Consider the following 20,850-nt stretch of genomic DNA (forward strand, 5'->3'; position numbering starts at 1 on the left):
CATATCACAAAAAGTAATATCAAAAAATATAGAGCACAAAAAACAGAATTTCCTATTGACATATCACTGGTAATGATATATAGTAAATATCACAAAGAATGATTTTGTATGGAGTAAGTGATATAAGGAGGTGAGAACTTGAAAAGGCCAAAGAAAGAATGGGATGGTGGTGTGCCTGATTGGGCTTGGGGTATTACATGGGGGATTATGGCTTTGGCAATTCTATTAACCCTAATTCTGATAGTAGTGAGACTCCTGCAATAACAAGAGCAATTAAAGCGATTGCCGTGGTAATAGCATACCGTATCAATTCAGCTCTTTTTTCTGCGGCGATATCAGCTTTTCGTTCAAAGTAGCATCTGCCGCTATCGGTCAGGAAAATTGCCTTAAAGGAGCTTCGGTCTACAGAGCGATAGGTTATATATCCCATCCCGCATAATACGTCGACCACCTCCTGAGCATCAATTTCTTGAGGTAGCCCGTGGTGGTATAGATAATCTGGCTGAATATAAGTGCTTTTCTTGTGTTGTGCGTGGAAATCAATGATAGCACGCATCGCGATATCGCGATTCTTTTTTGAAATCATATCTTTCCCTCCATTCTGTTTCATGGTAACACATGGACTGGGAAAGGGCAAGAAAGCGATAAGTAGGTGAGAGAGGATGCTTTTTAAAGTTCTGGCGTTGCTTGTTTCGATAGCCGCGTTGTTGTTGGCATTGGATGAATGGATGTATATGCGTGCACTTCAAAAGAAAAACCGAGAGGAGGAAGACGAGGAATGGCATGTCTCGTGGTTTCATTGATGGGATTGTTTACTGTACTTTACTGCCGAAAGCTTATTCGCAATCTTTTTGGCCCATGGTGATAAATGCTCGCGTTTGATGTCATCGTGCAGGATGTGGATGACTTTATCAATTATCTCATCCAGTGCGGCGGGTCCGCCAGGCGCGCGCCAGTTTTCTTGGAGCACAACAGCAGCCGTAGCGTTTAGAGCTCGTATTACATGGGGAGGTGCAAACAGCGCAGCGGTATACAGCGCCGATGTAAGACGTTCCTTAGCCGGAACGGAAGGTTCATATACATAGGCCGCGAAGGCGTGCAGGAATTGATCGTATGCGTCAGATTTTTTTTGGAATCGGATTTGAAAATTTGCAATACAATAGCCTGTCTGTACACCGTGGAACGCAATTAGAACAGAAATAAGTGATATTAACGCAGATGCAACTTCAATAGGATTTTCAAGTATTATGTCAAGCATTTTGCCACTTCCTTTCCCTGCCATTCTAACACAGGGAGAGAGAAAACGCCAGAAAGGAGGGAGTCCATGAAAACCATCAAGCGATACCGCGAGGCGCGGGGTATCAAGCAAATTGAGTTAGCGGCACGGTTTGGCGTGGCGCAGCCGACAATCGTTAAGTGGGAGAGCGAGGAGGGCTATCCACCGAGCCGGTACATACCCGAGCTGGCTGCCTTTCTCGGTTGCACCATCGATGATCTGTATTCAGACGAGAACAAACGGGAGGTGAGTTAAATGTCTGGTAAATACCTAACGATCGCAGAGGTAGCGGAGCGCTGGCTCTGCTCGAAAGACTACGTCCGCAAACTGATCGTCAGTGGTCAACTGTCAGCGACCAAGCTCGGCGGGTGGAAAGTCCGGCAGGACGAGCTGTTACGATACGAAAAAGCAAAGGAAAAAGCCGATATGGAGTACCTGCGTCAACAGCGCGTGGGCTTTCTCCCTGGTATTTGACCGCATTATAGCACGGAATGGAGGATTGAACCAGTGTGCGAAACGAACGAAATATCTATCAAACTGCGCGCGAGCTAAAGGGTTTGACGCAGGAAACCGCCGCGGAGCGCATAGGCGTTTCCGTGGACACAATGGGCGCATATGAGCAGGATCGCCGCCGCCCGCCGGACAGCACGGTTTTGCGGATGGCGCAGGTCTATGATTTCCCGTATCTCTGCTATCAGCATATCGCATCGGGCGAGCTGGGCGGGGTGCTGCCGGAGGTGCAGTCGAGGCCGTTGGAGCAGGCGACAATGCGGCTGTATCGGCTGATTGGGAAATTCGCCAGAGATGGGCGGCTGGATCAACTGATGGAGATTCACGAGGACGGTATAATTACCGCCGAGGAGCGTCCACTGCATGACGCGATCATGGAAGAGCTGCGGGATATCATTGCAACCGGCATGGAATTGGATTATGCAACGCAATGGCAAAAGGAAAGCGCCCAGGGCGGCGGCAACCGCGACTGAGCGCAAAGAAATAAAAGCTACTTACAGGATAAAACAAAAACCCTGCGCTGTCAAGAGGCGGCGCAGGGGAAACGGAGGAATAAACGATGGTTACAAATTGGCTGTTGATGATGCTGGGGATAGGGTGCCTGTATCTGGCGATCGGGATTTGTATGGACCGGCTGCTCGGCCGTGCGCTGGAGAGGAGGGGGCGGCGGTGAAAGTCACCGAGGCCCTGCTGGCCGAACGACTAACAGCGCGGCGCGCTGTGCAAGTGGCGGCCCCAGCACCGCCCCCACGCCGACGGGGCGGCAAAAGGAAGTTTTGGACGGCTGCGCACACCAAGCACAAGATCGATAACCTGATCGTGGCGGGCAAGCTACCCCGCTGCGGCAGGCCGCAGGGAAGGGGAGGGGGCGGTAAAGGATGACTTATCATTTCGACGGCCGGATCGCTGCCATGTATGGCGTGGATGAGGCGGTCTTTATCGCCATGCTTCAATTTTGGATCGCAAAAAACGAAGCCAACGACCGCCATTTCCATGACGGCCGGTACTGGACATATAACAGCATCCGTGCAATGGAAAGGCTGTTTCCCTGGTGGAGCAAGCGGCAGATCGAGCGCATCGTCAAAAAACTGAAAGACGCCGGGGTCGTGCTGACGGCAAATTACAACCGAGACAGCCATGACCGGACGCTGTTTTATTCGCTCGATGAGAGTAAATTGCCCATTTCCCCGTTTTGTCGCGAGCTGTCCCCAAACGGTGACAGCACCCCGTCCCCAAACGGTGACGACTTGGCACCAAACGGTGAAATGTATAAGGAACAGTTAAATACACAGTTAAAAGAAGAAGAGGAAAAGCCGGACGGAAATATCAAACCGCTGGAACTGATGGAGCGGTATAACACGATCTGCACCGGTATGCCGCAGGCGGTCAAGCTGACGGAGAAACGGGCGAAAGCGGTGCGCCGTCTTTACGCAACCGGCTATACGTCCGAGCAGCTGATCGATGTATTTTACCGCGCGCAGGCAAGCAGCTTTTGCACGGGCAGCAACGACCGGGGCTGGCGGGCAGATTTCGACTGGCTCATGAGCGAAAATAACCTGGTCAAGGTGCTGGAGGGCAAGTACGGCGGCAGCGCCGCGCCTGCACCGCACCGTCAGAACGGAGGATACGAGCAATGGTAGAAAAGGCAACGCTGGACGCGGAATACAGCGTGATCGGCTGCCTGCTGGTGGACCCGTCGATCGTGGGCGAGCTGATCAGCCTGACACGGGCGGAGGATTTCAGCATCCCCGAGCTGCGCACGGTGTATCAGGCGGCGGTGCGGTTGTTTACGGCGGGACGGCCGGTGGACGCGGTAACCATTCGCGGCGTCTGCGGCGCGGAGTATAACAACCTGCTGCTGCAGTGCATGGATATCACGCCGACGGCGTTCGGCTGGAAAACGTATATAGCCGCGATGCAGGAGCAGACGCGGGTGCGGCGGCTGCGGGCGCTCGCAGAGCAGCTTGCAGGGGTGCGGACAAGCATGCAGGCGCGCGAGCTGATCGGGCAGGCGGGCGAAATACTCAGCGAGAAAAACCGGACGCGGGTCGTGACGATGGACCAGGCGCTGCTGCAGTTTTTCACCGAGCAGGGGGAAAAGCGGAAATTTATCAGCTACGGGCTGGACAAGCTGGACCGGCGGCTGTACTCGGATCACGGGGATTTTGTGGTGCTGGCGGGGCGGCCCTCGGCGGGCAAAACCGCGCTGGCGCTGCAGATGGCGGCGCACATGGGGCAGCAGGAGCGGGTCGGCTTTTACAGTCTGGAGACCAGCCCCGCAAAGCTGACCAACCGCCTGGTGGCGAACCGCTGCATCATCGATTTCGCGCGCATCAACCGGCGCGAAATGACCGACGAGGAATGGCAGCGGGCGGCGACGTGGAAAAAGGAGGTCACTGCGACCGATCTGGAGCTGGTCCATGCGCCGGGCTGGGGCGTGCAGGATATCCTGACCACCGCGCTGGCGCGGCGGCAGCGGATCGTGTTCATCGACTACCTGCAGGAGCTGCGCGGGCGCGGGCGCGACCGGTTCGAGCAGGTGACCAATATTTCGCTCGACCTGCACACGATGGCGCAGGAGCACGGCATCCTGGTTGTGGCGCTCAGCCAGTTTTCCCGCGCCGCGGCCAGCCGCGCGGATGCCGCGCCCACGCTGACCGACCTGCGCGAATCCGGCCAGATCGAGCAGGACGCGGACGCAGTGCTGGCGCTGTATCTCGATCCGGACGAGGACGCGCCTGCGGACGACCGCAAACTGCGTGTGCTGAAAAACAAAGAGGGGCGGCTGGGCGAGTTTTCGCTGTCGTTTGACGGCCAGCACCAGCTTTTTGCCGAGTATATGGACGGGCAGCTCGCCGCCGCGCGCCATGTGGCGCGCGTGGAGAAAAGCCACCGCGGGCAGCAGGAAATAGAAAGCGCATAGGAAACGGAGGAGCAAAATGGGACGACTGACATGGAAAACCCCAGACGGGGTATGGGGCGTTAAGGGCGTAGAATGGGGCGAGGTGCCGCAGGCACTGTACGGCCCGCTGTGCAAGCTCAAGGACTACGAGGATGTATGCGATTCGCCGCGTGTGGCGGCATCGTATCTGGACGGCGATCTCGGGCCGGTGCAGTACAGGCTGATTGACAGGGAGCACAATGTTTACCAGTGCGGGGAATGCGGACATATCGCGCGGTTTGAGGCGGACGGACCGCATGAAAACGGCTGGAACACCTGCCCGAGCTGCGCCCGCATGATCGCGGACGCGCCGGAGGAGGACGACGATGAACCTGCGTGAAGTAATCAAAATCCTGCGCTTTGAGCGCCGCCGCGTGCTGGCAATGAGCAGGGTATGCGAGCCGGAATTTGCAGGGGACTACCTGCGCACCGCCCGCGCGCTCGGTATCGCGGCGGAGATCGTCGAGAAGTTCGCGGGAACGCACCGAAGAAAGGATGGTCGGAATGGGTAAGAAAGTTCGGATTTGTCTTGAAATACAGGGACTTTGCATGGATGAAAATGGAAAACCATGTCCCGCAGGCATCTGCCTGACGCTGGGCGATGAGGACGGTGAGGAAATGACCGGCGCGTCATACGAGAGCCTGCTGGAACAGGTAAAGATTGAGGAAGTCCTGGGGCTGACCTGTCTGGATAAGCTGTATAAACCGGCAGACTGCCGCCTGATCACACCGGACGAGTATGATCGAAAATATGGGGAGGATGGGGAAGCGTGAACACTATCTCTATTGTCAATCTGAAAGGCGGCGTCGGCAAGACCGTGACCGCCGTGAATCTGGCGGCGATCCTGGCGACCGAATACGGCGCGCGGGTGCTGCTGATCGACGCGGACCATCAGGGCAACGCGTCGAAATTTTACCGGATACCGGCCGAGCCAGGCAGCCTCGCGGACCTGTTTGAGGGCATGGCGGCCTGTTACACAGAACTGATCCAGCACACGATTTACCGCGGGCTGGATGTGATCCCCGCGGACATGTCGCTGGCGGCGCTCGACCTCGACGGCAGCCTGCCGGACGACGTGCATGGCGGGACGCCGCGCGAGCGTGCGCTGCGTGCGCTCACCGATCTGCGCGACGCGGTGATCGAGGACGACGCATATGATTATATCATTATAGACTGCCCGCCCGCGTTCTCGCTCGCGTCCATCTCAGCGATCGCGGCGAGCACGGATATTGTGATCCCGCTCAAGCCGGGCGGCTTTGAGATCGACGGCATGGCCGAGCTGACGCGGCAGGTGGAAAGCGTGCGGCGCGTCAGCCCGTCGGTACGGATCGCGGGCGTACTGCTGACCATGTGGTACAACGATCCGGACATAATCGGGGTGGAGGACTGGCTGCGGAAAAACAGCGGACAGCGTGTGTTTAACAGCCATATCCGGCTGTCGCGGCCGGTAGATAAGTCGGTTTTGGGAGGCGAGCCGATCTGCCAATGGTCGCCCACCTCGGGCGCGGCACGGGATTACCGCGCATGGGTGCGGGAGTACCTGGGAGGTGTGGACGATGGCGAAACGGCTTGACGTAGGCGCGCTGCTGGGCGCGGCGGTGTCCGATTCGAACCCCATGCAGGTGCATGACATCCCGCTGGCCGAGATTGACGAGAATGAGGACAACCGCTACGACCAGCGGAACATTGACGAGCTGGCAGAGAGCATCCAGGTGGTCGGCCTGCAGCAGCCGCTGGTCGTGCAGGCAAATGGCGAGCGGTATCTGCTGATTGCAGGGCATCGCCGCCGGAATGCGCTGGCCCTGCTGGGCCGCAAAACCGCGCCCTGCATCGTGCTGGCCGCAGACCTCGACCCGTCGCGGCGCACGCTGATCCTGCACTGGACGAATACGTTGGCCCGCGGCGGCGCGGGCCTGACCGGCAGTGAGGTCGCAGGCGCGGCAAGGGAGATCGAGGCGGCGCTGGTTGATCTCAAACAGCGCGGCGTGCTCGAGTTGCCGGGCAAGCTGCGCGCCTACGTTGCGGACGTGCTCAAGGTCAGCGAGGCCGCGATCGCGCGGGCGGATGCGATCAACGCGCACCTGTCCAAGCCGTGGAAAGGCGACTACAAAAAAGGCCGCATCAACGATTCGGTCGCCTACGAGCTGAGCAAGTGCAGCGAGGAACTGCAGCGCGAGTTGTACGACTTATATAAGGGCGATTTCTGGCAGTTGGATGCTAAGGACGTGAAAGCGCATAAAAAGGCTGCGGCTGCCGGATTCGCACCGCTGAAATGCCCCGAGGAAACGTATGGCGTGGAGCCATGCGTCGGTATAGATAAGCGCGCGGCGGCGGTGAAGCACGGGGTATGTCCTGGCTGCTGCCATGACTGTGATAAGGCAGACGGCTGCGAATGGGTGTGCGGCAGGGTGAGCAGGAAGAACCGCACCCGCGCCGAGGCCGAGGAGCAGGAAGCAAAGCGCAGAAAGGAAAACGACGATTTCGAGGCATCGACGCTTGGTAAGCTGCGCCGCCAGCTGCAAGAACGGCTGGCAGCATATGGCGTGCATAGTGCGCGCGACCTTTCGAACGTTGTGTTTTGCGATTGGATATGGACGGACAATCCGGCAGCATATTACAGCGATCTTTCCCTGTCGGCGCTGCTCAAAATCACAGATCAGATTGGCATCGATCTGCAGGAGCTGCTGTTCGGCAATCCGGCGGGTGCGCCGTTGCGGGAGCTGGCGCAGGGGATAGAGCAGGCGGTGGCCGAGCCGCCGCAGGTCAATGTAAACAGCCATGTGTGCGTGACGGGGCTGAGCAAATACGGCGTATGCGGAGCAGCGCAGTGCTGCGATGAGTCTTACGCGTGCTGCATCGCCTGTCCAAAGGATTGTAACGGCCGTTGTGGTTGGCTACCGAAAGCTACGCCGCAGCCCGCGCCGGTCTGGCACCCGTATCCGGCCGAGCAGCCGGACGAGGGGCAGTCCGTGCTGGTTCTCAAAGATAACGGGTATTATGCGGTGCTTTTATATAGGGATGGCACATGGTATGTGCCTGAAATACCGGACTGTCAGATAGCCGTGCGGGCAGAGTGGTGGTCTGCAGAACTTCCGACGGAGGAGAAATAAAAAATCCCTCATCATCTTTAATGCGGGAATGTGATATCGCAGCATTGCATAGGGAATAAAAGGGGGTGATGTAATGAAAATGGTATTTGCATATCTGTTTGCGACTGCGTTATTGGGGCTGGTTGGTTTTTTGTGCTGGCTATTTCATTCTGGATGGCCGTGTTTGCTTTTGCTTATTCTGTTGGGGCTACGCATACCTCGTGGATAGAAATATTGTTTTGGGCTTTCCAAAAGCGCCTACATTCTTCTAAAAAGCCTTCTGGTGGAGTGCGGTCAATAATTGAACATAGGGCTCTACCGTCAGTTGTCAGTAAAACATTTCCCAAACATAGTTCTGAGGAATTTGAGGGGTTCAATATTTTATATTGCTTCTTCCCGATAGAAATCATCGGTGTGGATGGGAATTGATCGAATTGTAGGTTGTGATAATTTGTTGAATAACGAAGTAGTCCCAGTGAGTCTAACTCCAGCAAATCAAAATAACTTAGACCAGCACGAAAGTATATGTTTGATTCATCAAACTCAAAAGAAGTAATGATAGGCATAAAGGGGTATGGGGTATCTTCATCAATAATATAGATTGTAAATTGACATAAAATTCTAAAAGCATTGGCCTGTTCTGGAGAAATAAATGACAAAATATTGAGCAATCGCTTGGGGATACATCCGGCCTCATTGCACTCTTGCGCAAGAACGCGAGACCAAATGATTTGCAACGATTCCGAGTTAACAAGGCGGGCTTTATCTATGAATAGGGCAAGCCAGTCATCGTCAATTTTGGAAGGATCAGCTGTACTATTAAGTTGTGAAATGGCATCAAAAACGATTTTGGATTGGTTGCAGTAATCCTTAATATCACGTTTGGCATGGGATATTTTCACTGCTTTAATGAGCGGATCAAGATCAGAGTTTTGAATATCCTCAATATAATTTTGTATCGCGATACGGTTCGGAGTATTATGTGTCGCGATCCATCCAACAGCTTGAGAGATTTTTTCGATTAAAAGACAGCCTAAGTTTCCCAAAGCATCAGTATTGATTAAACTGTAGCTATTTCCACTTTCAGACATGATTTCCCTCCGCTCGATTTTTTCTCCATTATATACCATAATGAGAAATGAGACAAGGCGTGACTTGACAAACCCGAAATTTGCGGATATTCTGAAAAATCATAAAAACGAGGGGCGGGAGGCTACGGCCTCCCTGAACCCGTTTTAGTGTCCGATTTGAACACGGAGGGCAAATGAAACGACGCAAAACAACGCGCGCGGGTCGGCTGGTGTGGGACATCGCCTACACAGTGCCGCGGCCGAACGCCAGCAAAGAGGAGCGCAAGCGTATCCGCGAGGTGACAGCGGAGCAGATCGCGCGCACCAACTGCAATAACGCCCAGCGCAAATTGGAAATGCTGATGGCTGCCAATTTCGAGCCGGAGGACCTGATGATCACCGCGACATACCGTGACGCAGATCTGCCAGAGAGCGCAGAGGTCACGCGGCGGCGGCTCGGCAAGGTGTTTGCGCAGCTCCGCGCCTACCGGAAAGCGCGCGGCCTGCCGGACCTGAAATATATCTATGTGCTGGAGGGGCGGCACGGGGACCACCGGCCGCACGCACATATTATCCTGAATGCGGTCGGCGGCGACCTCGAACTGTTTAAGTCGCTCTGGATATGGGGAGACGACGTCCAACTGAGTTACATCCGCGAACGCGGGTACGATGGCTGGGCGGGATACCTCACCAAGGAGCGGCGGGAGGCCAGCCTCAATGGCAAAAAGCAGTTCGTCGGCTCGCGGGGCCTCGAGCAGCCTGTCACCACTTATGAATGGGTGGACGACGGCGCAAGCGTGGATGCGCCGCCTGGCGCGCAGGTGCTGGACGAGGGCGGCGGCCGGAATGAGACGGCGAGCTGCCGGTACATTAAATACCTGCTCCCAAGGCGGGAGCCGAAACCATATAAACAACGCGCACGCACGCGCGTTGTTGCTGGCTTGGAATGCCCATTAACATCTCACACAGGCATGGAGAAAAAGCCGCGACCACCTCGACAAACCCGAAAAACAGCGTATACTGGAAGATAGGAGCAACTATGATAAAGAACGGTTGGTACTGTTGCCCTAAGTGCGGGCGCAAGCTGTTTCCGGTCAGCGACAAGACGCTGATCCGCAATCTGGAATACCAGTGCAAGCACTGCAAGGAAAAATTCAACATCGAAATCGAGCCACGAGCCTTGGAGCCATGAGCCTAACACGACACGGAATGTCCGGTCGAGTTAGGCTCTTTTTGTTTGCCCGGAAGGAGGGCGCGCCATGAAAACCATCGCCGAGATCGCGGACGAATACGAGCGCAACCTCGTCCCGCTGCGTCAGCGGCGCGACGCGCTCCGGGAACAGGCCAAGGCCGAGCCGAGCGCCGAGGTGCGCATCCGGCTGTGGCGGCGCGTCGGCGTGCTGGACGGTATGCTCTACGAGGGCGCGTCAGCGATCCGCGCTATGCGGGGTGACCGGCGTGGCAAATAAGCCCCTGCGGCCTTGCCTGCATCCGGGCTGCACGGCGCTGGTGCGCAGCGGCTACTGCGAGCGGCACCGGCCGCCGCGCGTGGAGCGGCGCAGCGAGGACAGCCGCCGCTGGCGGCGCTGGTACAGCCTGCCGGTCTGGACTGATGACCTGCGGCCGGAGCAGCTTGCCCGCGAGCCGTTCTGCCGAGAGTGCGCTGCTCACGGCCTGCGGGTGTACGCCACCGACGTGGACCATGTCGTGCCGCACGATGGCGACTGGTCGAAGTTTATCGACCCAGAGAACCTGCAAAGCCTTTGTCACTCGTGCCACGGCCGCAAAACCGCCGCCGAAAGCAGGGCAAAGGCGAGGACGAAACGCCGGTGACCGGCCGGACGCTCGGACAGGCGCGGCGCGGGCCTGACGCGCCCGAACCCTGGCGGGAAATCCGTGGATTTCCCGTATATCCCCCACCCTGGAAAAGTTTCGGGGCGGGGTGCGTAAGACCGCAGGCCCCCCTCCGCGTGGGATTTTCTCCCCACGGCGGGAAAACGATGGTCAACTGTGTCCCTATAGCGGGAGGAAACGAGGTGAATCGAATGGAAACGACAACAAAACTGGAGCTGCTCGACCCCGCGGCGCTGATCCCGTCCGCGGCAAACCCGCGGGTGCATAGCCAGCGGCAGATCCGCGAGCTGCGCGCCAGCCTGCGCGAGTACGGCGTGGTGTCGCCGGTGCTGGTGGATCAGGAGCGGAACATCATCGCGGGGCATGCGGTGGTGGAGGCGGCGCTCGCGGAGTGCGTGCCTGCCGTGCCGTGCGTGTATGTGGAGCATCTGACGCCCACCCAGCGTAAGGCCTACATGATCGCATCAAACCGCCTTGCTGAGAAATCCCATTGGGACGACGGCCTGCTGGACGCCTGCCTGCAGGAGCTGTTCGACGCGGGCTTTGACCTGCGGCTGACGGGCTTCGGGGAGTACCGGCTGTCCGACGCGCTGGCGCGGGACGCCGCGCCCGACCTGCCCGACGGGGGTCAAGAAATTGACCAGTGCAGGAGGGGCGACCTGTGGGAGCTGGGGAGCCACCGCCTGCTGTGCGGCGACGCGACCAGACCGGAGGACATGCGGCGGCTGATGCGGGACGAGCGGGCGTGGCTGCTGCTGACCGACCCGCCATATAACGTGGACTACCACGGCGGCACGGCCGAGCATCTGACGATCGCAAACGACAACCTGCCCGCGGACCGTTTCCAGGCGTTCCTCACCGACGCGCTGACGGCGGCACGCGGGGCGCTGATGCCCGGCGCGGCGTTTTACATCTGGTACGGCGCGTCCAGCACGATGCAGTTCCTTGCGGCCTGCCAGGCGGCAAAGCTGCCCGTCCACGCTTACCTTGTATGGGTCAAAAACCAGTTTGTGCTGGGGCGGCAGGACTACAACTGGCAGCACGAGCCGTGCCTTGCGGGCGGGCTTGCGCCTGCGGATTACGACGGGTGCCTGTACGGCTGGGACGCGCGGGCGGGCCACCGCTGGTTCGGCGGGGACGGGCAGGGTACGGTGTATTTATGCGACAAGCCGCAGGAGAGCACGGAGCATCCGACGATGAAGCCGGTGGAGTTGTTCGCGCGGCAGATACGGAACAGTACGAAAAAGGGCGAGCTTGTGCTGGACCCGTTCTGCGGCTCGGGTACAGCGGTGCTTGCCGCCGAGACCTATGGCCGCAGGTGCAGGGCGATGGAGCTGTCCCCGCATAACTGCGATGTGATCATCCGGCGGTGGGAGGAAATGACCGGCCGCAAGGCCGTGCTGCTGGAGGGAGGTGCGGCCGATGGCGGGACCGAGACAGCCGATTGACCTGCTGGAATACAAGGGAAACAAGCACCTGACCAAAGCCGAGGCCGAGGCGCGGCGCGCGGCCGAGGTGAAAGCGCCGCCGCCCAAAAGCAAGCGGGTGAAGCCTCCGGCCTACCTGCCGGAGAGCCTGCACAAAAAGTTCCGCACGCTGGCAAAGCAGCTCATCGAGATCGGCATTTTAGCGGAAATCGATTACGACTGCCTGGCGCGCTACCTGCTGGCCGAGCAGGCGTACCTGGCGGTCACCGAGCAGGTCAACCGCGCGATCGCGAATCAGGCGATCTCGCTGCTGGAGGACCTGTCCAAAACGCAGACGCGGTATTTCAACCAGTGCGACCGCGCGGCGGCCGCGCTGGGCCTGACGATCTCCAGCCGGTGCCGTCTGGTGGTGCCGAAGCCGCCCGAGGACGATGCGGCGGGCGACCCGATGGCCGAAATGCTGCGCGAGCGGGCGGAAAGGCGGCGCAGGGCATGAAAAACGGAATCATGTGCAGCCTGCTTTGCCCAATGATCAACAAGTACGGCTTTTGCGAGAGCGCGCTGCGCCGCGTCGAGCGGGTACGGGAGTGTCCACACCGTAAAATGCGCGATCAGATGTCCAAATTGAACACCAGAAAAAAGCAATGATTTTCCGGCGCTGTGACGGGCGGCGAGAGCTGCCTGGAATGTGCTATGGCGGCAGGCGGTGTTCCGACCACCGCCCGTCCGTCACAGCGCCGGAGCGGAGAGGAGGTGCGCCGGATGTTTGACGCCGAGGCGGCGTCGTTTGTATGTGATTTTATCGAGTGTTTGACCTGCTCGAACGGCGCGCCGTTCCGGCTCATGGACTGGCAGCGCGACGCTGTCACCGAGTTCTACGGCCAGCTGATCGAGGCCGAGGGCGTCGGGGCGGACCCCGCCGGACTGTACATCCGGCGGTACCAGTACCTCTATCTGGAGATCGCCAAGAAAAACGGCAAGTCCGAGCTTGCCGCCGCGCTGGGCGTGTACCACCTGTACGCGGACGGGGAAATCAACGGCGAGGTGTATGTCGTCGCGGCGGACCGCGATAACGCGGGCATCGTGTACGCGGCCGCGAAATGGATGGTGGAGCATTCGCCCGCGCTGAAAAAGCGCAGCCGTATTGTGGACAGCACCAGGACCATCTGCGACACGGTGAGCGGCTCCCAGCTCAAGGTTTTGTCCTCGGAGGCATACAGCAAGCACGGCTACAAGCCGTCCTGCGTCATTTTTGACGAGCTGCACGCGCAGCCGAACCGCGACCTGTGGGACGTTATGACGTTCGGCGCAGGCGACGCGCGCGAGCAGCCTGTGTGGATCGTGCTGACGACGGCGGGCGACGATCCGGACCGGAAGAGCATCGGCTGGGAGGTCCACGAAAAGGCGCTGTCCATCCTGCGGTGCCGCGAGGGGCGCGCCCGCGAGGGCGATATGGACGACCCGCGCTGGCTGCCGATCGTGTACGGCCTTGGCCTGATTGAGGACGAAGACGAGCTGAAGAATATCAACATCTACGACGAGGAATTGTGGCGGCGCTGCAACCCCTCGATCGGCAGGACGGTGAAGCTCAGTACCATCCGCGCGGAGGCGCAGGAGGCCAAGCGCAGCGAGGCGGCGGAGCGGCTGTTCCGCTGGCTGCGGCTCAACCAGTGGATTGCCACGCATACGGTGGGCTGGATACCGGTCACGATCTACGACAAAACCCAGTGGAACCCCGAGGGGTGCGCGCACTGGCGCGACGCGGTGAAGCTGCTGCGCGGTAAGCGCTGCTTCGGCGGCGGGGACCTTTCCAAGAGTACGGACCTTACCGCGTTTACGCTGCTGTTCCCGCCCCAGGAGGGGCTGGACAAGTGGGTGGCGCTGTTCACAGGCTGGATACCGCTGGACGACATCGAGGCGCGCGAGCGCGCGGACCACGCGCCCTACCGCGACTGGATACGGGCGGGCTTTCTCCGCGGCTGCGAGGGCGACGTGATCGATTATGAGGACGTGATCGACACCATCATGCAGGCCGCCAAAGACTACGACCTGCGGATTGTTGGCTTTGACCCGTGGCTTTCCACCACGATCACCCAGCGGCTCATGTCGCTGATCGCGGGGGCGGGCAGGCCGACGCAGATCGTGGAGATTCCGCAGAGCATGAAAAGCATCAGCCCACCCATGAAAGAAATGGAACACCTCATCCGCACGCACGAGATGCTGCACGTCCACAACACGGCCGCGCGGCAGTGCTTTGCAAACGTGCGGTGCGATACGGACAGTAATGAGAATATACACCCCAACAAGAAGCGCTCACGCGGGCGCATCGACATTACCGTGAGCTGGATCATCGCGTTTGCGGCGAGCAAGCTCGCGCCGAAGCCAGACCTTGCCGACGCGGTTGCGACCGGCAAATGGACGCTGTGACAGACAGGAGGGAGACAATGGCCGGAAAACGACCGGACTACATCGCCGCGCTGGAGGACATCCGCGCGATCACACAGGGGCGCGGCCGCGAGCCGCGCCTGATGACCTGGCGCGAGGCGGTGGAGGTGTGGGAACAGGAGCACGGCCGCGACGAACGGGCGCGCGCCCGGTTTTTTGTGCATATCGGCATCGCTACGACCGGCGAATGCGTGCTGCTGGATGGCATGGAGGAATAGAAATGAAAAGCATATTGAAGTACCTGCCCGATGCGCTTGCCGCCTGCGGCGCGGTGTGCATCGTGGTGGCGCTGTGGCTGGTGTCGCCGGTGGCCGGACTGCTGGCGACAGGCGCGGCGCTGATCGGCGGCGCGGTGCTGCTCGTCCGGTTGGGGGGTGACAGCGAGTGATTTTGGAAAAGCTGGTGCGCCACGTCAAAAACGAGGGGCGCAGGCTGACGCTGGACGACCCCTCGGGCTGGAACACGGGCGGCCCGCTGTTCGGCGGCAGAGAGCTGCAGGCCATGAAGCTGCCCGCGGTGAACGCTTGCATCGAGATCATCTCGGACAGCGTGGCGAAAATGCCCATCTACCTGATGGACAGCGGCACGCGCGAGCGGCAGACCGATCACCCCGCGCTGCGCCTGCTGACCAGCCGGCCGACCGAGGCGATGACGGCCTTTGACTACCACAAGCTGATGGAAAGCCGCCGCATCGCCTACGGCAACGCCTATGCGCTGATCTGGCGGGACCGCTGGGGCGCACCGGCCGAGCTGCTCCCGATTGCGCCTGGCTATATGCAGCCCTATCTGGATGATAACGGGCGGCTGTGGTACGTCGGCACCAACCCGCGCACGGGCGAGTACCGCAAGTTCTGGCCCGCCGATGTGCTGCATTACAAGGCGTTCTCGACCGACGGGCTGGAGGGCGTGAGCTATCTGCGGCGCGGCGCGGAGACCATCGAGGCCGCGCTGCAGGCGCAGAAATACGAGGTCGGCTTTTATAAAAACGGCGCGAAGCTGACCGGCATTCTGTACACGGAAACCGACCTGACAAACAAGCCGGATATCAAACAGGCGGACGGAACGACGATCTCCATTAAGGACGCGATCCGGCGCGAGTGGGAGAACCTGTACACGGGCGCGGACAATGCTTTCCGCACGGCGGTCATGGATTTCGGCATGAAATACACGCCGGTCACGGCCTCCAACCGCGACGCGCAGTTTATTGAGAGCAAGGCGGCGTCCATTGAGGACGTGGGGCGGCTGTTTAATATCCCGCTGTACAAGCTGGGCGTGGGTAAGCAGACCTACGCGAGCAACGTGCAGGCGGCGATCGAGTACATGCAGCGGACGCTCTCCCCAATCGTGGCCGAGCATGAGCAGGAGGACACCTACAAGCTGCTGCTTGCCAGCGAGCAGCAGCGCGGCCTGCAGCTCCGGCGCAACATGATGGGCGAGCTGCGCGGGGATTGGGCGGCGCGCGCCGCATGGTTCAAGAGCATGCGCGAGATTGGCGCATACAGCATTAACAATATCCTCGCGCTGGAGGATATGCCGGACATTGCGGGCGGCGATGAGCATTACGCTTCGCTCAACTATATTCCGGCTGATCTGTTCCGAGAATTATCGATTAACCGCAACGAACCAAAGGAGGGCGGTGAGAACAAATGAGATACAACCTGAAAGGCACGATCTGTGCGGACGAGGACGCGCCCATCTACCGCTGGTTCGGGCTGGCGGCGGTCAGCCCGTCCGATATCCGGCAGGCGCTTGCGGACAATCCCGCGGGCGAGGAGTTTGTGCTGGAAATCAACTCGGGCGGCGGCTCGGTGTACGCGGGATTCGAAATGTACTCCCTGCTGCGCGGCGCGACAGTGCCGACGCGCGCCGAGGTGCAGAGCCTTGCCGGATCGGCGGCGTCCGTCGTGCTGGCGGGTGCGGATGTGGCCGCGGCCAGTCCGGTAGGGCAGGTGATGATCCACCTGCCGAGCACATGGACCGAGGGCAATCAGATCGTACACCGCGAGAGCGTGCAGATGCTGGAGGCCGTGACCGGCTCGATCATCGCGGCCTATGAGACCAAGGTCAAGGGCAAGACCAGCCGCGACGCGCTGCGCCGCATGATGGACCGCGAGACGTTCCTAACCGCGCAGGAGGCGCTGGACGCCGGACTGCTGGACGAGATCATCGGCGCGGACGCGGGAGCGCCGGTAAACCCGATGAACGTATTTAACGCTGTGGGCGGCGCGCCGGATATTGAGAAGCTGCGCGCGGCCTACCGTGAGGCGCACGCGGACGGCGGCACGCCGCCCGCCCCCGAGGAGATGGACAAACCGGTGTCCAATTGGAACACCGCCCGCGCCCGCGCGATCGCGCTGGCCGAGGCTGAAATGGATTTAACCGAACTGCTGTAAGGAGGATTTACGGAATGAAAAAGAAACTGCTGGACCTGCTGGCCAAGAAAAAGGCCGTGCTGGATAAAATGAAAGCCGCTGACACCGCAAACGACCAGACTGCTTTCGATGCGGCGCAGGCCGAGCTTGCGCCCATCGACGCGGAGATCGCGCGCGTTAAGGCAATCATGCACGCTGAAGAGGGGCTGCCGGAGGGCAACGCAGGCATGGACCCGACGGGCGCGCCGCGCACGCCGGTCAACTCGAACGAGTGCCTCCATGCGTTCTGCGAGTGCATCCGCGCCCAGGCGCGCGGCGACCGTACCCGCTTTCTCGAAAACGCGGAGATCGTGACGCGCGCGGTGCTAAACGAGGGCGCGCTGACCGAGGGTACCCCTGCGGACGGCGGCCTGATCGTGCCGCAGGACATCCAGACCGCGATCAACGAGCGCAAGCGCGCGCTGAACCCGCTTTCCGCGCTGTTCCACGTTGAGACCGTGTCCACCAACACCGGCTCGCGCGTGTACGACACCCAGCCGACCAAGGGATTTACCAAAGTCGCGGAAATGAGTACCATCTCCCGCGACGACAAGCCCTCGTTCGAGCAGGTGAAGTATACAGTGGAGGACTACGCGCTGATCGTGCCGGTATCCAACGACCTGCTGAACGACACCGACCAGAACCTGATCGCGTACCTGTCCCGCTGGCTGGCGAAAAAGGACGTAATCACGGAAAACAATCTGCTGCTGGCGCTGCTGAAGGAGCTGGACGCTGGCGCGACCGCGGTTGCCCCGACCGGCGCGCTCAAATCTATCAAGACCATCGTCAACACGCTGCTCGACCCGATGATCGCGTCCGGTGCGTCGTTCCTGACCAACCAGACCGGCTTTAATTTCCTCGACACGTTGGAGGACGCGCAGGGCCGCCCGCTGCTGCAGCCCAACCCCGTGCAGCCGAGCCAGTACATGATCGGCGGGCGTGCGGTGCATGTGGTGTCCGACGCGGTGCTGCCGAACGCGGACACGCCGACCACGCCGCTCTATGTGGGCGATTTCGCGAGCTTCGGCACGCTGTTCCGCCGCCAGACCATGCAGCTTGACTCCACCACGGTGGGCGGCAACGCCTGGAACACCAACTCGACCGAGGTACGCGCGATCACGCGTCTGGACGCGGTGACGACCGACGAGGATGCGGTGGCGGCGGCGAAAATCTCGCTGACCGACCCCGCCAGTGAAGAGGAGGAAAGCCCGTGATTGACAGGGATACTGTGCTGCAGGAGGCGGACGAGCGCCTCGCCGCCTGCAAAAAATACATGAAGGTGGACTATGACGAGGACGACGAGCTGATCGCCGGTCTGATGCAGGCGAACGACGCCTATCTGAGCGGCGCGGGCGTGCGGCGGGAGGTAAATCCCGCCCAGCACGACCTGATCGTGCAGGCCATGACCTTGCAGATGTACGACGCGCGCGGCGTGGACACGCCCCAGCAGGCGCTGGAAACCGTGCCGCCCGTGGTGCGGCAGATGCTTAACCAGCTTAAAATCCGGTGCAATTACGGAGGTGCGGACGATGGCGGTACAAGCGGGTGACCTGCGGGAACGGGCGGCCGTGTATCGGGCCGCACCCGTGACCGACGAGAACAACGAGACCGATTATGCGTACCAGACTCTGCGCACGATATGGGCGAATGTGACGCCCACAAGCGGCCGCACGGAGAACTTGCCGGGCGAGGCCGAGCGCGCGGAGATCACCCACAAGGTGACCATCCGCGAGGCGTCGCTGCCGGAGATTTGCCGCGGGATGTATTTCGTCGTGCGCGGCCTGCGGCTGGACGTGTTGTACTGGTATCCCATCTACAACCGGCGCGGCTGGCTGGAGATCTTCTGCCGCATGGTGCAGGGCGAGGTGCAGGCGGATGGCGCGTGATGGCATCGACCTGTCCGAGCTGGACGACTACGCGGACTGGGTAGCGAAAATGTCGCGCAACTGGCCGAAAAAAGTCAAAAAAACGATGCAAAAATCTGGCACGGAATTGAAACGCCGCACGCTGAGGCAGATACGGCTGGTCAATCTGCGCACGATCACCGGCAACTACAAAGCAGGTATTCAGCGGGGTAAGTATTACCAGAAACAGGGTCAACATTACATTCGCGTTTACTCCAATGCGCCGCATGCCCATCTGATCGAGCAAGGTCATGATGTGGTTAGGGGAGGCAGGAAAGTAGGCTTTGCGCCTGGCAGAGAAGTATTTGCGAAAGCAGAGGAAGCTTATGAGGACAAGTTCTATCAAAATTGCGAAGAACTGGCGGACGAGGTGATTGACGAGCTATGCAAATAAAAACCGTTCGCAAGGCATTAGCCGCGCTGGTGAGCAATCTCGCGCCAGGTGTGCAGATCACCAAAACGGATAAAGAAAAGCCGATTAAACGGCCGTCCTTTAAGATCGACGTGCTGCCGGTGGGCGGCGGCGCGGCCTGCGGCGGGGCGCGCGAGCGCGAGGTGGACGTGGACATCTGGTATTATCCCAAAGACACGGACCACCCGCGCGACGAGTGCGACGCGGTGGCGGATCAGCTGCTCGCCGCGCTGGACGGGGGCTTTGAGGCGGGCGGCATCTGGCTGCCGCTGGACGAGGACGCGAGCTGCGATACCTCGCAGGACGTGCTGGCGTGCCAGTTCAGCGTCTCGTGGGTCGAGACCGCCGCAGAGGAGGGCGAGCCGATGGAGGAACTTATTTACAACGGGGAGGAGCTGACAACCTGATATGGCAATTACCATGCCGAAAATCGAGGTCACGTTCCGGCAGCAGGCAACGAGCCTGATCGCGCGCAGCGCGCGCGGCGTGGCGGTGCTGATCGTCCGAGACGATACCAACAAGACCTTTACCCATAAACAGTACGCAGACCTGTCTGCGCTGCAGGCGGACGAGGCGCTGTACACGGAGGACAACTACGCGGCGATCGGCGACATGCTGGCGTTCGCGCCGTACCAGAGCCATGTGTTCCGTTTGGACACCACCGGCACGCTGGCGGACACGCTGGCCGAGATCGGCCGCACGGTCAAGACGGGATGGCTTGCGGTAGCGGGCCAGTCTGCTGAGGACGGCGCGGCGCTGGCGAGCTGGGTCAAGGCGCAGGCCGCCAGGAGCCGGAGCTACAAGTGCATCGTACACAACGTGACGCCCCTGCCGGACGATATGCACGTCGTCCATTTTGTCAACGAGAGCGTCACCTTTGCGGACGCGCGTGGCGAGCAGGACGGCGAGGCATACCTGCCGAGCCTGCTGGCGATCATGGCTGTGTGCAACGTCGAGCGCGGCTGCACGGGCTACCACTGCTCCAACCTTGCGGCGGTGGAGGAGGTTGCGGACAACGACGCGGCGGTCGGCGCGGGCAAGTTTATCCTGTTTAACGACGAGGAGGGCGCGGTGCGCATCGGCCAGGGCATCAACAGCCTGACGACGCTGGACGGCAAAACCAAAACCGAGGACATGCAGTTTATCGAGACCGTTGAGGCGATGGACCTGATGCGGGACGATATTACCTCGACTTTCCGCGGCACCTACCTCGGCAGCTACCGCAACACGCGGGATAGCCAGATGCTGTTCATCGCGGCGCTCAACAGCTCGTATTTCCGGCAGCTCGCGGCCGAGAATATCCTCGACCCCGACCACGCCAACGCCGCCGGTATCGACGTGGAAGCGCAGCGCGCCGCGTGGGTGGCGAGCGGCAAGGCCGAGGCAGCGGACTGGGACGACGATACCGTCAAGGCAACGCCGTTCAAGCGCACGGTGTATCTGGCGGGCGACGTGAAAATCCTCGGTAGCATGACCGACCTGATTTTCCCGATCAACCTGTTTTGAGGAG

31 protein-coding genes are annotated in these 20,850 nt (G+C 60.1%); 28 read left to right on the plus strand and 3 right to left on the minus strand.

Annotated elements, in window-relative coordinates; all coding sequences use genetic code 11:
• Positions 1–205 precede the first annotated feature (205 nt).
• Both DBQ51_RS09775 and DBQ51_RS09780 read right to left on the minus strand, forming a co-directional pair.
• On the minus strand, positions 206–586 hold the full coding sequence (locus DBQ51_RS09775) for a hypothetical protein (protein WP_107631434.1): 381 nt from the start codon (positions 584–586) through the stop codon (positions 206–208).
• Positions 587–796: 210 nt separating this feature from the next.
• Entirely contained in the window at positions 797–1,258 is a 462-nt protein-coding gene (locus DBQ51_RS09780) for a hypothetical protein (RefSeq protein WP_107631435.1), read from the minus strand.
• Between the two features lie 66 nt (positions 1,259–1,324).
• On the opposite strand from DBQ51_RS09780, the gene DBQ51_RS09785 reads away from it, so the two are divergent.
• The 10 genes from DBQ51_RS09785 to DBQ51_RS09835 all read left to right on the plus strand — a co-directional run bounded on the left by DBQ51_RS09785 (position 1,325) and on the right by DBQ51_RS09835 (position 7,838).
• On the plus strand, positions 1,325–1,531 hold the full coding sequence (locus tag DBQ51_RS09785) for a helix-turn-helix domain-containing protein (RefSeq protein ID WP_107631436.1): 207 nt from the start codon (positions 1,325–1,327) through the stop codon (positions 1,529–1,531).
• Entirely contained in the window at positions 1,532–1,750 is a 219-nt protein-coding gene (locus DBQ51_RS09790) for a helix-turn-helix domain-containing protein (RefSeq protein ID WP_107631437.1), read from the plus strand.
• Between the two features lie 35 nt (positions 1,751–1,785).
• Positions 1,786–2,259, plus strand: a complete 474-nt coding sequence (locus tag DBQ51_RS09795) for a helix-turn-helix domain-containing protein (protein WP_107631438.1) — start codon at positions 1,786–1,788, stop codon at positions 2,257–2,259.
• 405 nt (positions 2,260–2,664) lie between these two features.
• Entirely contained in the window at positions 2,665–3,426 is a 762-nt protein-coding gene (locus DBQ51_RS09805; protein ID WP_107631440.1) for a hypothetical protein, read from the plus strand.
• Positions 3,420–4,709: a replicative DNA helicase gene (locus DBQ51_RS09810; protein WP_107631441.1), complete on the plus strand. Its 1,290-nt coding sequence runs from the start codon at positions 3,420–3,422 to the stop codon at positions 4,707–4,709. The genes DBQ51_RS09805 and DBQ51_RS09810 overlap by 7 nt, the downstream gene beginning before the upstream one ends.
• Before the next feature lie 16 nt (positions 4,710–4,725).
• The gene (locus tag DBQ51_RS09815) at positions 4,726–5,067 is read left to right on the plus strand and encodes a hypothetical protein (protein WP_107631442.1); all 342 of its coding nucleotides are present in this window, start codon (positions 4,726–4,728) and stop codon (positions 5,065–5,067) included.
• Positions 5,054–5,239 carry a hypothetical protein gene (locus DBQ51_RS09820; protein ID WP_107631443.1) on the plus strand — a complete coding sequence of 62 codons (186 nt, stop codon included), beginning with the start codon at positions 5,054–5,056 and terminating at the stop codon, positions 5,237–5,239. The genes DBQ51_RS09815 and DBQ51_RS09820 overlap by 14 nt, the downstream gene beginning before the upstream one ends.
• Complete coding sequence (locus DBQ51_RS09825) at positions 5,232–5,501, plus strand: hypothetical protein (RefSeq protein ID WP_107631444.1); 270 nt, start codon at positions 5,232–5,234, stop codon at positions 5,499–5,501. The genes DBQ51_RS09820 and DBQ51_RS09825 overlap by 8 nt, the downstream gene beginning before the upstream one ends.
• The gene (locus tag DBQ51_RS09830; RefSeq protein ID WP_107631445.1) at positions 5,498–6,301 is read left to right on the plus strand and encodes a ParA family protein; all 804 of its coding nucleotides are present in this window, start codon (positions 5,498–5,500) and stop codon (positions 6,299–6,301) included. The genes DBQ51_RS09825 and DBQ51_RS09830 overlap by 4 nt, the downstream gene beginning before the upstream one ends.
• Positions 6,285–7,838, plus strand: a complete 1,554-nt coding sequence (locus tag DBQ51_RS09835) for a ParB/RepB/Spo0J family partition protein (RefSeq protein ID WP_107631446.1) — start codon at positions 6,285–6,287, stop codon at positions 7,836–7,838. The genes DBQ51_RS09830 and DBQ51_RS09835 overlap by 17 nt, the downstream gene beginning before the upstream one ends.
• 173 nt (positions 7,839–8,011) lie before the next feature.
• Here the strand turns inward: DBQ51_RS09835 and DBQ51_RS09840 are convergent, their stop codons facing one another.
• Positions 8,012–8,908, minus strand: a complete 897-nt coding sequence (locus DBQ51_RS09840; RefSeq protein ID WP_159068141.1) for a DUF2806 domain-containing protein — start codon at positions 8,906–8,908, stop codon at positions 8,012–8,014.
• Between the two features lie 173 nt (positions 8,909–9,081).
• Here DBQ51_RS09840 and DBQ51_RS09845 point away from each other — a divergent pair, with 173 nt between their 5' ends.
• The 18 genes from DBQ51_RS09845 to DBQ51_RS09915 all read left to right on the plus strand — a co-directional run bounded on the left by DBQ51_RS09845 (position 9,082) and on the right by DBQ51_RS09915 (position 20,846).
• Positions 9,082–9,918 (plus strand): rolling circle replication-associated protein, encoded by an 837-nt coding sequence (locus DBQ51_RS09845; RefSeq protein WP_107631448.1) that lies wholly within the window; start codon positions 9,082–9,084, stop codon positions 9,916–9,918.
• Positions 9,919–9,926: 8 nt separating this feature from the next.
• The gene (locus DBQ51_RS16580) at positions 9,927–10,079 is read left to right on the plus strand and encodes a hypothetical protein (protein WP_159068142.1); all 153 of its coding nucleotides are present in this window, start codon (positions 9,927–9,929) and stop codon (positions 10,077–10,079) included.
• A gap of 67 nt (positions 10,080–10,146) precedes the next feature.
• On the plus strand, positions 10,147–10,356 hold the full coding sequence (locus tag DBQ51_RS09850) for a hypothetical protein (protein ID WP_107631449.1): 210 nt from the start codon (positions 10,147–10,149) through the stop codon (positions 10,354–10,356).
• Complete coding sequence (locus tag DBQ51_RS09855) at positions 10,346–10,720, plus strand: HNH endonuclease signature motif containing protein (RefSeq protein ID WP_107631450.1); 375 nt, start codon at positions 10,346–10,348, stop codon at positions 10,718–10,720. Before DBQ51_RS09850 ends, DBQ51_RS09855 begins: the two co-directional genes overlap by 11 nt.
• Before the next feature lie 212 nt (positions 10,721–10,932).
• Positions 10,933–12,189, plus strand: coding sequence for a site-specific DNA-methyltransferase (locus tag DBQ51_RS09860; RefSeq protein ID WP_242977974.1), 1,257 nt, complete (start codon positions 10,933–10,935; stop codon positions 12,187–12,189).
• Positions 12,164–12,664 carry a phage terminase small subunit P27 family gene (locus DBQ51_RS09865; RefSeq protein WP_107631452.1) on the plus strand — a complete coding sequence of 167 codons (501 nt, stop codon included), beginning with the start codon at positions 12,164–12,166 and terminating at the stop codon, positions 12,662–12,664. The genes DBQ51_RS09860 and DBQ51_RS09865 overlap by 26 nt, the downstream gene beginning before the upstream one ends.
• Positions 12,661–12,816 carry a hypothetical protein gene (locus DBQ51_RS16585; protein WP_159068144.1) on the plus strand — a complete coding sequence of 52 codons (156 nt, stop codon included), beginning with the start codon at positions 12,661–12,663 and terminating at the stop codon, positions 12,814–12,816. Before DBQ51_RS09865 ends, DBQ51_RS16585 begins: the two co-directional genes overlap by 4 nt.
• A gap of 45 nt (positions 12,817–12,861) precedes the next feature.
• Positions 12,862–14,595 (plus strand): terminase large subunit, encoded by a 1,734-nt coding sequence (locus tag DBQ51_RS09870; RefSeq protein ID WP_242977889.1) that lies wholly within the window; start codon positions 12,862–12,864, stop codon positions 14,593–14,595.
• Between the two features lie 17 nt (positions 14,596–14,612).
• Entirely contained in the window at positions 14,613–14,831 is a 219-nt protein-coding gene (locus DBQ51_RS09875) for a hypothetical protein (RefSeq protein ID WP_107631454.1), read from the plus strand.
• A gap of 2 nt (positions 14,832–14,833) precedes the next feature.
• On the plus strand, positions 14,834–15,001 hold the full coding sequence (locus DBQ51_RS16590) for a hypothetical protein (protein WP_159068145.1): 168 nt from the start codon (positions 14,834–14,836) through the stop codon (positions 14,999–15,001).
• On the plus strand, positions 14,998–16,263 hold the full coding sequence (locus tag DBQ51_RS09880; protein ID WP_107631455.1) for a phage portal protein: 1,266 nt from the start codon (positions 14,998–15,000) through the stop codon (positions 16,261–16,263). The genes DBQ51_RS16590 and DBQ51_RS09880 overlap by 4 nt, the downstream gene beginning before the upstream one ends.
• Positions 16,260–17,006 (plus strand): Clp protease ClpP, encoded by a 747-nt coding sequence (locus DBQ51_RS09885; protein WP_107631456.1) that lies wholly within the window; start codon positions 16,260–16,262, stop codon positions 17,004–17,006. The genes DBQ51_RS09880 and DBQ51_RS09885 overlap by 4 nt, the downstream gene beginning before the upstream one ends.
• A gap of 14 nt (positions 17,007–17,020) precedes the next feature.
• Positions 17,021–18,238, plus strand: coding sequence for a phage major capsid protein (locus DBQ51_RS09890; protein ID WP_107631457.1), 1,218 nt, complete (start codon positions 17,021–17,023; stop codon positions 18,236–18,238).
• Complete coding sequence (locus tag DBQ51_RS09895) at positions 18,235–18,573, plus strand: head-tail connector protein (RefSeq protein WP_107631458.1); 339 nt, start codon at positions 18,235–18,237, stop codon at positions 18,571–18,573. The genes DBQ51_RS09890 and DBQ51_RS09895 overlap by 4 nt, the downstream gene beginning before the upstream one ends.
• Complete coding sequence (locus DBQ51_RS09900) at positions 18,554–18,910, plus strand: head-tail adaptor protein (protein WP_107631459.1); 357 nt, start codon at positions 18,554–18,556, stop codon at positions 18,908–18,910. The genes DBQ51_RS09895 and DBQ51_RS09900 overlap by 20 nt, the downstream gene beginning before the upstream one ends.
• Positions 18,900–19,322, plus strand: a complete 423-nt coding sequence (locus DBQ51_RS09905; RefSeq protein ID WP_107631460.1) for an HK97 gp10 family phage protein — start codon at positions 18,900–18,902, stop codon at positions 19,320–19,322. Before DBQ51_RS09900 ends, DBQ51_RS09905 begins: the two co-directional genes overlap by 11 nt.
• Positions 19,313–19,747 carry a phage tail terminator family protein gene (locus DBQ51_RS09910; RefSeq protein ID WP_107631461.1) on the plus strand — a complete coding sequence of 145 codons (435 nt, stop codon included), beginning with the start codon at positions 19,313–19,315 and terminating at the stop codon, positions 19,745–19,747. Before DBQ51_RS09905 ends, DBQ51_RS09910 begins: the two co-directional genes overlap by 10 nt.
• 1 nt (position 19,748) lies before the next feature.
• The gene (locus tag DBQ51_RS09915; protein ID WP_107631462.1) at positions 19,749–20,846 is read left to right on the plus strand and encodes a phage tail sheath C-terminal domain-containing protein; all 1,098 of its coding nucleotides are present in this window, start codon (positions 19,749–19,751) and stop codon (positions 20,844–20,846) included.
• The last annotated feature ends 4 nt before the right edge of the window (positions 20,847–20,850 follow it).

Source organism: Agathobaculum massiliense (genome assembly GCF_900291975.1).
Classification (GTDB): domain Bacteria; phylum Bacillota; class Clostridia; order Oscillospirales; family Butyricicoccaceae; genus Agathobaculum; species Agathobaculum ammoniilyticum.

Excerpts from the sequence above, each read along its gene's own strand:
- DBQ51_RS09775 (WP_107631434.1), bottom strand. The coding sequence starts at position 586 with ATGATTTCAAAAAAGAATCGCGATATCGCGATGCGTGCTATCATTGAT.
- DBQ51_RS09780 (WP_107631435.1), bottom strand. The coding sequence starts at position 1,258 with ATGCTTGACATAATACTTGAAAATCCTATTGAAGTTGCATCTGCGTTA.
- DBQ51_RS09785 (WP_107631436.1), top strand. The coding sequence starts at position 1,325 with ATGAAAACCATCAAGCGATACCGCGAGGCGCGGGGTATCAAGCAAATT.
- DBQ51_RS09790 (WP_107631437.1), top strand. The coding sequence starts at position 1,532 with ATGTCTGGTAAATACCTAACGATCGCAGAGGTAGCGGAGCGCTGGCTC.
- DBQ51_RS09805 (WP_107631440.1), top strand. The coding sequence starts at position 2,665 with ATGACTTATCATTTCGACGGCCGGATCGCTGCCATGTATGGCGTGGAT.
- DBQ51_RS09810 (WP_107631441.1), top strand. The coding sequence starts at position 3,420 with ATGGTAGAAAAGGCAACGCTGGACGCGGAATACAGCGTGATCGGCTGC.
- DBQ51_RS09815 (WP_107631442.1), top strand. The coding sequence starts at position 4,726 with ATGGGACGACTGACATGGAAAACCCCAGACGGGGTATGGGGCGTTAAG.
- DBQ51_RS09820 (WP_107631443.1), top strand. The coding sequence starts at position 5,054 with ATGAACCTGCGTGAAGTAATCAAAATCCTGCGCTTTGAGCGCCGCCGC.
- DBQ51_RS09825 (WP_107631444.1), top strand. The coding sequence starts at position 5,232 with ATGGGTAAGAAAGTTCGGATTTGTCTTGAAATACAGGGACTTTGCATG.
- DBQ51_RS09835 (WP_107631446.1), top strand. The coding sequence starts at position 6,285 with ATGGCGAAACGGCTTGACGTAGGCGCGCTGCTGGGCGCGGCGGTGTCC.
- DBQ51_RS09840 (WP_159068141.1), bottom strand. The coding sequence starts at position 8,908 with ATGTCTGAAAGTGGAAATAGCTACAGTTTAATCAATACTGATGCTTTG.
- DBQ51_RS09845 (WP_107631448.1), top strand. The coding sequence starts at position 9,082 with ATGAAACGACGCAAAACAACGCGCGCGGGTCGGCTGGTGTGGGACATC.
- DBQ51_RS16580 (WP_159068142.1), top strand. The coding sequence starts at position 9,927 with ATGATAAAGAACGGTTGGTACTGTTGCCCTAAGTGCGGGCGCAAGCTG.
- DBQ51_RS09850 (WP_107631449.1), top strand. The coding sequence starts at position 10,147 with ATGAAAACCATCGCCGAGATCGCGGACGAATACGAGCGCAACCTCGTC.
- DBQ51_RS09860 (WP_242977974.1), top strand. The coding sequence starts at position 10,933 with ATGGAAACGACAACAAAACTGGAGCTGCTCGACCCCGCGGCGCTGATC.
- DBQ51_RS09865 (WP_107631452.1), top strand. The coding sequence starts at position 12,164 with ATGGCGGGACCGAGACAGCCGATTGACCTGCTGGAATACAAGGGAAAC.
- DBQ51_RS16585 (WP_159068144.1), top strand. The coding sequence starts at position 12,661 with ATGAAAAACGGAATCATGTGCAGCCTGCTTTGCCCAATGATCAACAAG.
- DBQ51_RS09870 (WP_242977889.1), top strand. The coding sequence starts at position 12,862 with ATGGCGGCAGGCGGTGTTCCGACCACCGCCCGTCCGTCACAGCGCCGG.
- DBQ51_RS09875 (WP_107631454.1), top strand. The coding sequence starts at position 14,613 with ATGGCCGGAAAACGACCGGACTACATCGCCGCGCTGGAGGACATCCGC.
- DBQ51_RS16590 (WP_159068145.1), top strand. The coding sequence starts at position 14,834 with ATGAAAAGCATATTGAAGTACCTGCCCGATGCGCTTGCCGCCTGCGGC.
- DBQ51_RS09885 (WP_107631456.1), top strand. The coding sequence starts at position 16,260 with ATGAGATACAACCTGAAAGGCACGATCTGTGCGGACGAGGACGCGCCC.
- DBQ51_RS09890 (WP_107631457.1), top strand. The coding sequence starts at position 17,021 with ATGAAAAAGAAACTGCTGGACCTGCTGGCCAAGAAAAAGGCCGTGCTG.
- DBQ51_RS09900 (WP_107631459.1), top strand. The coding sequence starts at position 18,554 with ATGGCGGTACAAGCGGGTGACCTGCGGGAACGGGCGGCCGTGTATCGG.
- DBQ51_RS09905 (WP_107631460.1), top strand. The coding sequence starts at position 18,900 with ATGGCGCGTGATGGCATCGACCTGTCCGAGCTGGACGACTACGCGGAC.
- DBQ51_RS09910 (WP_107631461.1), top strand. The coding sequence starts at position 19,313 with ATGCAAATAAAAACCGTTCGCAAGGCATTAGCCGCGCTGGTGAGCAAT.
- DBQ51_RS09915 (WP_107631462.1), top strand. The coding sequence starts at position 19,749 with ATGGCAATTACCATGCCGAAAATCGAGGTCACGTTCCGGCAGCAGGCA.